General features: G+C 41.2%; 7 protein-coding genes. 2 read left to right on the plus strand and 5 right to left on the minus strand.

Annotation, left to right across the window (positions count from 1 at the left end; genetic code table 11):
• Positions 1 to 439: 439 nt before the first annotated feature.
• Complete coding sequence (locus tag Q1V93_RS08335) at positions 440 to 1018, plus strand: hypothetical protein (RefSeq protein WP_300663685.1); 579 nt, start codon at positions 440 to 442, stop codon at positions 1016 to 1018.
• A 157-nt stretch (positions 1019 to 1175) separates the two neighbouring features.
• Complete coding sequence (locus Q1V93_RS08340; RefSeq protein ID WP_300663687.1) at positions 1176 to 1712, plus strand: hypothetical protein; 537 nt, start codon at positions 1176 to 1178, stop codon at positions 1710 to 1712.
• Positions 1713 to 1877: 165 nt separating this feature from the next.
• Here Q1V93_RS08340 and Q1V93_RS08345 read toward each other — a convergent pair whose 3' ends face one another.
• The 5 genes from Q1V93_RS08345 to Q1V93_RS08365 form a co-directional block, all read right to left on the minus strand.
• Positions 1878 to 2135 (minus strand): helix-turn-helix transcriptional regulator, encoded by a 258-nt coding sequence (locus Q1V93_RS08345; protein WP_300663688.1) that lies wholly within the window; start codon positions 2133 to 2135, stop codon positions 1878 to 1880.
• Between the two features lie 411 nt (positions 2136 to 2546).
• Positions 2547 to 4001 carry a hypothetical protein gene (locus Q1V93_RS08350; RefSeq protein WP_300663690.1) on the minus strand — a complete coding sequence of 485 codons (1455 nt, stop codon included), beginning with the start codon at positions 3999 to 4001 and terminating at the stop codon, positions 2547 to 2549.
• A gap of 143 nt (positions 4002 to 4144) precedes the next feature.
• Positions 4145 to 5512, minus strand: a complete 1368-nt coding sequence (locus Q1V93_RS08355) for a hypothetical protein (protein WP_300663692.1) — start codon at positions 5510 to 5512, stop codon at positions 4145 to 4147.
• On the minus strand, positions 5509 to 6048 hold the full coding sequence (locus Q1V93_RS08360; RefSeq protein WP_300663694.1) for an RNA polymerase sigma factor: 540 nt from the start codon (positions 6046 to 6048) through the stop codon (positions 5509 to 5511). The genes Q1V93_RS08355 and Q1V93_RS08360 overlap by 4 nt, the downstream gene beginning before the upstream one ends.
• A 61-nt stretch (positions 6049 to 6109) precedes the next feature.
• Positions 6110 to 6745, minus strand: a complete 636-nt coding sequence (locus tag Q1V93_RS08365; RefSeq protein ID WP_300663696.1) for a hypothetical protein — start codon at positions 6743 to 6745, stop codon at positions 6110 to 6112.
• Positions 6746 to 7041 lie beyond the last annotated feature (296 nt).

The following is a 7041-nucleotide window of genomic DNA, read 5'->3' on the forward strand; positions in this document are numbered from 1 at the left end:
TGGAGCAGTTGGTAGCTCGTCGGGCTCATAACCCGAAGGTCGCACGTTCGAGTCGTGTCCCCGCTACTTAGAAGAAAAGGTTAATCGAAAGATTAGCCTTTTTTTATGTCCATTTTTTTGACACGACGAGAAGTTTATGCCGACATTATTTTCAAGGAACGCCGAAAATCATCGTCGGTAAGTCGTGTCCCCGCTACTAGTAAAACGGTAATCAATTTTGGTTACCGTTTTTTTATGTCTAAAATTTTTGAAGGTCGTATGTTCGTCCAGATAGCTATCGGGACGAATTCCTGCTACAAAGAAAAAGCGTAATTACGAAAGTGGTTACGCTTTTTTCTTTCCCTCAAAACTTCCTCACACTCATTCTGAAAATGCTTTTTCTTTCAGAACAACGAGATAGAATTGTTATTTTGGTCTTGTTTAACCATTCCTTGTCGAAATGAAGTCAGAAATCAAGTACGTAGAATTGAAATCGGGTCATAGCGGACCTGCATGGATTGGTTTAATATCTTATTCAAAGAGTGGGAAAACAATCTATTTCGATGGAAAAGCTTTTCAAAGAATTGGTTCAGATCGAATTCTGGGTAACTACTATGATATCGAATCAGGTAAAGAATACTGGATTTCGGGCGTGAAAAAAGATATGTCTGATAGACATAGATTCGGATCAGGTAAAGTCATGGTAGAAGAGAGAATCGTTGCTGAGTATTTAAAAATCATTAAAAAAGAAACGCTTGACAAATCGAGATTCGAAATTGTTTCAGTAAATCAAGAAATACCAATCGAACGAATCAGACAACTGGAAAATGAGAAGTTTGAAGATGATGAATCATTTGAAAATTCCAGATTCAAGGCACCTGGTGAATTGACGAACGATGAGCTGGATTTTTGTATTGATTATTACGAAGAGGAATCAATACATGGAAAGTACTTAAAAAATAGAAAGCTTTTCCGCACTAAAATGGATGAACTGATTTTGGAGAAAAATAAACGCGCTCAAAAAGAATCAATATCGTAAACGTCTTCCTCGATCTTCATATTTCTTTCCCTCTGGTCTGATTTCTCACACTCATTCTGTAGTGTTTTCTTTCTGTGTAAGAACGAAGGATGAGAATTTAGAAACAAATTCCTTTCATAATTCCCTACCTTTCCAAACCATCCGCAAGTCATCAAAAATGAAAGCACATTTTTCAAGTACTGAATTTTACAGGGAACTGGAATCTTCTCTACCTGCCAGTAATATGGAAATCCGGAAAGTTTGGGTGACTACCATTATAGAACAGGGTGTGGATTTGAAAACCCTTTCCGGATTGTTGAGATGCGAACAGAAAGTCGCTTCCCGTTTTCTATGGCTCTTGAGTGAGATCGGATTATCAGATCCAAACAGGTTGTTGTCCGAACTTCCTTTTTTGTGGAATTTCTGTGACCAGCTAAATCCGATCTATAAGCAGTCCTTTGCATCATTTTGGCTCATTGCAGGCGTCCCAATCGAAAATGAAGGAGTAGCTATCGAATACTTGTTTCAGTGGCTCCTATCGACGGATACAAACGTTACAATCAAATCGAGAGTCGTCCTGGTGCTGTTCAAACTCACGGAGAAATACCCCGAACTGAAAAATGAGCTGAGACTTTGTCTGCAAGATCAGATGACAAAATACTCCAAGGACTTTGAGAAAAGAGTAAGCAAAATACTCCTGAAAATAGAAGACTAATTGCTGCACGGAAAGTTCAATCTGAAGGATCAAAATCACAAACATCCGGACGCGAAAAAGCAGTGAAGCCTCACAGAGAAGGAGGTTTCATCAGAAACAAGATCTATCCGGATGATTTTTAGTGGAATAAATCCCTTTATCAGAATAAAAATGCTTGAAATTCGCTTAAATCTCTACTGCCAAAAACTCCGCTAAAGTCATTCCATGCGCCCGCGCCAATACCAGCAGGCTTTTGTAAGTAATATTCTTTTTTCCTGCTTCCCACCGCCCGTAATGAACGCGTGACAAATTATGGTCCAAAGCAAACTTTTCTGCACTCTTATAACCCTTGGAAATCCGAAGCGCTCTTATTCTTCGGCCCAATTCTATAAGCTCCTGATCACTATTTAATTGGCTGTTATCCGCCACTTTTCCTTTGTCCATATTAGTACAAAGCAACAGTAAAGCAACCAAAAAGCAAACAACTTTTGAGTAAACAACTACTAAGTTTGCAACTTAATGGTTTATTTTTATATTTGTAGCCAAATAATGGTCAATTATCTTAGTTTTTTACGAATTACTACAACCCTTGCGTAAAACAGGGAAAATCACCCTCCTGAGTAGTGCAAAACCCATTAAGTGTAAGAAATTATACGGGTTTTTAAGCGGTGACAATGTGGTATAAATGGCATAGAGGTCGGAGTCCCGTCTCTGTGCCATTTTACTTTACGGGAATTTGTTCAAAAATGTAAAATGAGTATTCGGAGGCTAAAGAAAAAGAAAGCCGGAGAGAAACAAAAAGCGCGGCTATCAATAGCCGCGCTTTTTGTTTATTTGTATCTGATTTGAAGTCCTTTATTTCGCCCTCACCAATTTGATGATACGCTGTTCTTCAGCTGATTTGATCTGTTCGACTTGTTTCGGAGTACTTCCTTGTTGTAGTTTTAGGTAATCCTGGAAGACGTGACTGATATATAACGGTGACGTTATCTTGCCTTTCGAACCAAATTTAGCCGAAGAGTGACACGTAAAACAGTTGACCAGGTTATTGACATTAATCGAATCAATAGAAGTTTCGAAAGTCTGAGTGAAGGTTTCCATGGTTACATTGGCGCAGTTGAGACTACCGCGGGCGTAACTTCCCTTCGTTGAATTACTCATATTATTACTCAAACTATCAATAATCTGTGCTTGTTGTGCATGAGTTGTTCCGTCCATATTCAACCAGATGGATCCGTTGTAGAAGTAATTTTTCCAAACATCATCCAATTGAGATTTGACACATTGATTGATTCCGTCAACATTCTGAAAATCCGCAGGCTCAGATTGGGAAGTATTGTTCATAAAAGTACCATCGCTGTTACGGGGAATACCGTATTGGAACAAATCAAAAACCTGGTTCGGAGGATTTCCCAGCTGAGTAGTTGAATTGTATGTAATTCCACCGATACCGCTAACAGAACCTTTCTTAAACAACAACTGGTCAGAAGCTGAACTTGCAGAATTTGCCGTCCAGTCATAATCCGGAGAAAGGTCGTCGTGTTCAAAAGTCGCCCAGATAAATTCCGGATGATTTTCAACAATGCCCACCACGTGCATTCCGATCAAAGCCACTTTCGTTTTTGTAAAACTCTTGCCGGCATTGGTAGAAAGAGAAGCAGTAGTTGTATAGTACAACGATTGTTTTGATTGAGGAATAGCTGAAACCGGAACCCAGGCAACTTTTAGTTCGAAAGATCCTACCGGAAACACTTCTTTATTGCCTGCTGGAATGATTCCTTTTTTAATTCCTGCTGCAAAGAGTACTGCAGCATCATACATCAGCGGATTCATATGAATCGAATAATAAACCTTTCCGCCAACTCCATTGTTGTAGCTGGGGTTGGTTTGCAGAAGCGCACTACTTCCCGCCTGTGCCGTATCCTGGAGTACAACCAAAGTACTGTCAGGAACAGAAACAGGTAACATGTTTGAAGTAATTTGTCTCACTTTTGAGGTATTCAGAAAGAGTGGATTTCCGCCTTTATCCGGCTTGGTCAACCAAAGGAATTTGTTCCAGGACCATTGGTGAAAAATCTGGTTGGTCGTACTTGAATCATCAAAAGGACTTCCTTTCCCTTCAGCAGGAGCAGGAGTTTGAGCATGAGGAAACCAGCTTGGACTAACAATGCAAAGTGAATCGGGTGAGGATGCCGTGTTGTAATCAGCTTTTGGCGCAACAGTTGGTTCCGGATCGGAGCCACAATTGGTTAGTATCAATGCACCGATAACAGCTAATCCTCCTAGCAAAGGTAATGTTCGTTGTTTCATGAATAGTATAATTAAGATTCAATCGAAGGTAGGGTAAAGCATTGAGGAACAACAGGGTAGAAATACCTGTTTTTCGACGTTCAAAAACAGGTATTTCCGGCAGCGATTAGCTTCAAATATCCTTTTGATCAGGAGGAAAGGAATTAAAAATGAACGGTCAAAAAGATCGGAACAAGGATTTCATCCATTTTGCGGGAGAATGATTGTTTCAGGTAGAATTGTTTGCTGAAAGAAGGGGCAAATCCGAGCGAAATATGAGGACTCAGGCGGTAATTCAGTTGGATTCCGATGCCTGGTTGAAGATAGCTGAAACGCTCGGAGTTTGGCTGCGGAATATCCAATACACTTACTTTCTTTAAGGTGAGATCGGACCGGATATTTCCGGATAAACGAAAATCTGCCGAAACGCTGAACAGCTTGGTTCTGAACAATTCAACAGTTGTTCCTACAGAGAGAATCGTTGACCGCATCCGGATCAATGCAGAAACATCCTTTGCAAGAAAACAACTGTTTGATCCGTCATCCCGGATGTTTTGCAAAGGTATTTTCTCCCCGGTTGCGATGTATGAGAAATAATCCGATTCGGTGATGGCAAGATCATACATAAACTGGGTTTGCTTTTGATTGAAAGCCAGTCCGGCGTAAATGCCAAAACGTTTTCCGGTGTAGAGTTTCCCCTGCAATCCCAATTCAAAACCGGAAGAAGCAAAAGAACGCTTGCTGAGTTGTCCGGAAGTGAAGTAATCTTTAAAGGTAGCGGTATTGAATAAGGAAAGTCCGGAATAAACACCCAGTGAGAACACCGATTTTGAATTTTTCTTAATGGCCTCCGGTTCTTTGATCGCTGGAAAATCCCGCTCCAACAAAGCAATAATTTCCGCATAGGAAAGCGCCGAACTTCCGGAAGAATCGGTTTTTAATACTTCTTTTGATAAAGCAGCGTTTTTCGATAAAGAATCGGCGTTTACAGGTAAAAAATCAGGAGTTTGAGTCAGAATTGTTTGCCCGGATCCGGATTTTTCGAAAGCGGTGTTTGAATGCTGAACGGATAAAACCGGATTTGAAGAAATGTGACGCCCGGAAAACAGTTTAACACCCGATCTTTGGTGTTTATGACTGGCATTGACCGATTGGGAAAGATTGGGTTGGTGGCGTGATTTCGAAAAAGAGGACGCTTTCCGGTAATTGCCTGAAAGAATGAAAGTTCTTTTCTCCGGTTTGGATTGGCCGTCACCGGCTGTGAGCCCGGAAGTGTGTTTGAGTGCTCCCGAAACCTTGTGATTGTTAACTTGTGAAGAAGCCGATCCGCCGGAAAAAACGACCATAAAAAGAACACCTGATAGCAGCATGCAGATTCCGCCAAAGAACCACCAGAAGAAAAAGCGTCTTTTCCTTTTTGGAAAAAGTTCGTTCTCAATTCTGTCCCATACGAAGTCCGGAACAGCCTTCGTTCCTTCTGCTAACCGTTCTTTCAGAAGCCGGTCCAATGGATTGTATTCCTTGTTCTTCATAATTGTGCCAGTTTAAGTTTCAATGCGGTCTTTGCTCTTGCCAGCTGAGATCGGGAGGTGCTTTCGGAAATGTGAAGCAGTTCACTGATTTCGCGGTGAGAATAATCTTCCAGAACAGCCAGGTTGATGATCGTGCGGTAACCATCCGGGAGCTCCTTCAAAGCCCGCAGCAAATTTGCTGCGGTTTCTTCTTTTTCCGCAGAATGTTCCTCCTCTTCCGGAATTTGATACTGATTTGTTTCAATGCTTTCCACAAACTCCTTTTTGTTTATGCGCAGTTTGGCCAGGCAATTGTTTACGGCAATGCGACGCATCCAACCTTCAAAACTGCCTTGTCCGTTGAACGAATCTATTTTGCGGTAGGCAATAACAAATGTTTCCTGCAACACATCCTGGGCATCGGCTTCGCTTTTCAAATAACGCAAACACACGTAGTAAAGCTTGGGTGAAAGGATGTCATAGACATAGCGGAATGCCTCCGGAGATCCGGAAGCACGAAAAGATTCAATAGCCGTATGGATGGAAGTGAATTTCAATTAACAAGCAAAAAAGAGGAAGCGAAACATGGGCTCCCTCTGAAAAAATAGAATTGTCTGTTTATTCATGTGCCACGCAAATACTGCGCAACTCGGATTCAAACAGGTCGGCTCCGATTGTTACTACTTCGAATTCAGGCCCGCGAATAATAATAGAATCTACTACACCGGTTGATATGCTTCCCGGAATATCGCTCATCCACACGATTCCCGGTTGAAAGTATTTTTCCACGGTATAGCCATAAGGAGTCAAATAGTATTGCAGGGAATCCGGAATAGTAGAAATGATCGGTGTTCCCGGAAATTGCACATTCACCAATGCCGGAATATTGTTGGTATTGCTGGTAACACGAGCATGAACAAACGTGACTTTGTTGGAGGTACACGACAGTGTATTTGCACTGTTGAAAACCAGGGAAACACCGCCCATGTATCCGTAAACGCCCAGAGGAGTGGTGCGATTGACCTGGTTCGGACCGGTTTCCTGTCCGTTTTTCCAGAACGTAGTTTGATGTACATAATTGGTACTTGCTATTAAGCTGTCATTTAATTCCAGTGATTCTCCGAAACAGAATGAACAAGGAGAATCTTCTGTGCTTTTATTAACGGGTTTTGTCGGATTTTCCTTTTTGCAGGAAAGTATCAGCAAAGCAATGGCTGCTGATGCAGCAAGAGGGGTTAAAAGTCTTCTTTTCATATGAAATAGTTTAAGATGTTTTTTAATAGAGACTAAAAACCTGTTTTCGCTGCATGCAAGTGCGTTTTTTTTTTCGAAATCGGATCAACCAGTTGATTTCAACCGTTGATATGACGCAGAAAATGAGAGGTAAGTTACATCCGGTTGATTCATTTTCTTTTGAAATTGATTGCGGATTGGCTCATGGGAATTTTCCCGGAAGAATCCGGGGAAACCCCCGCCGGAAAAAATAGGTTATTGAGATTAATTAGAGCAGATTTGAGGAACTTTAAATTTTAAACTTATGATACAAACAA

This window comes from Fluviicola sp., from assembly GCF_030151805.1.
GTDB lineage: Bacteria > Bacteroidota > Bacteroidia > Flavobacteriales_D > Crocinitomicaceae > Fluviicola.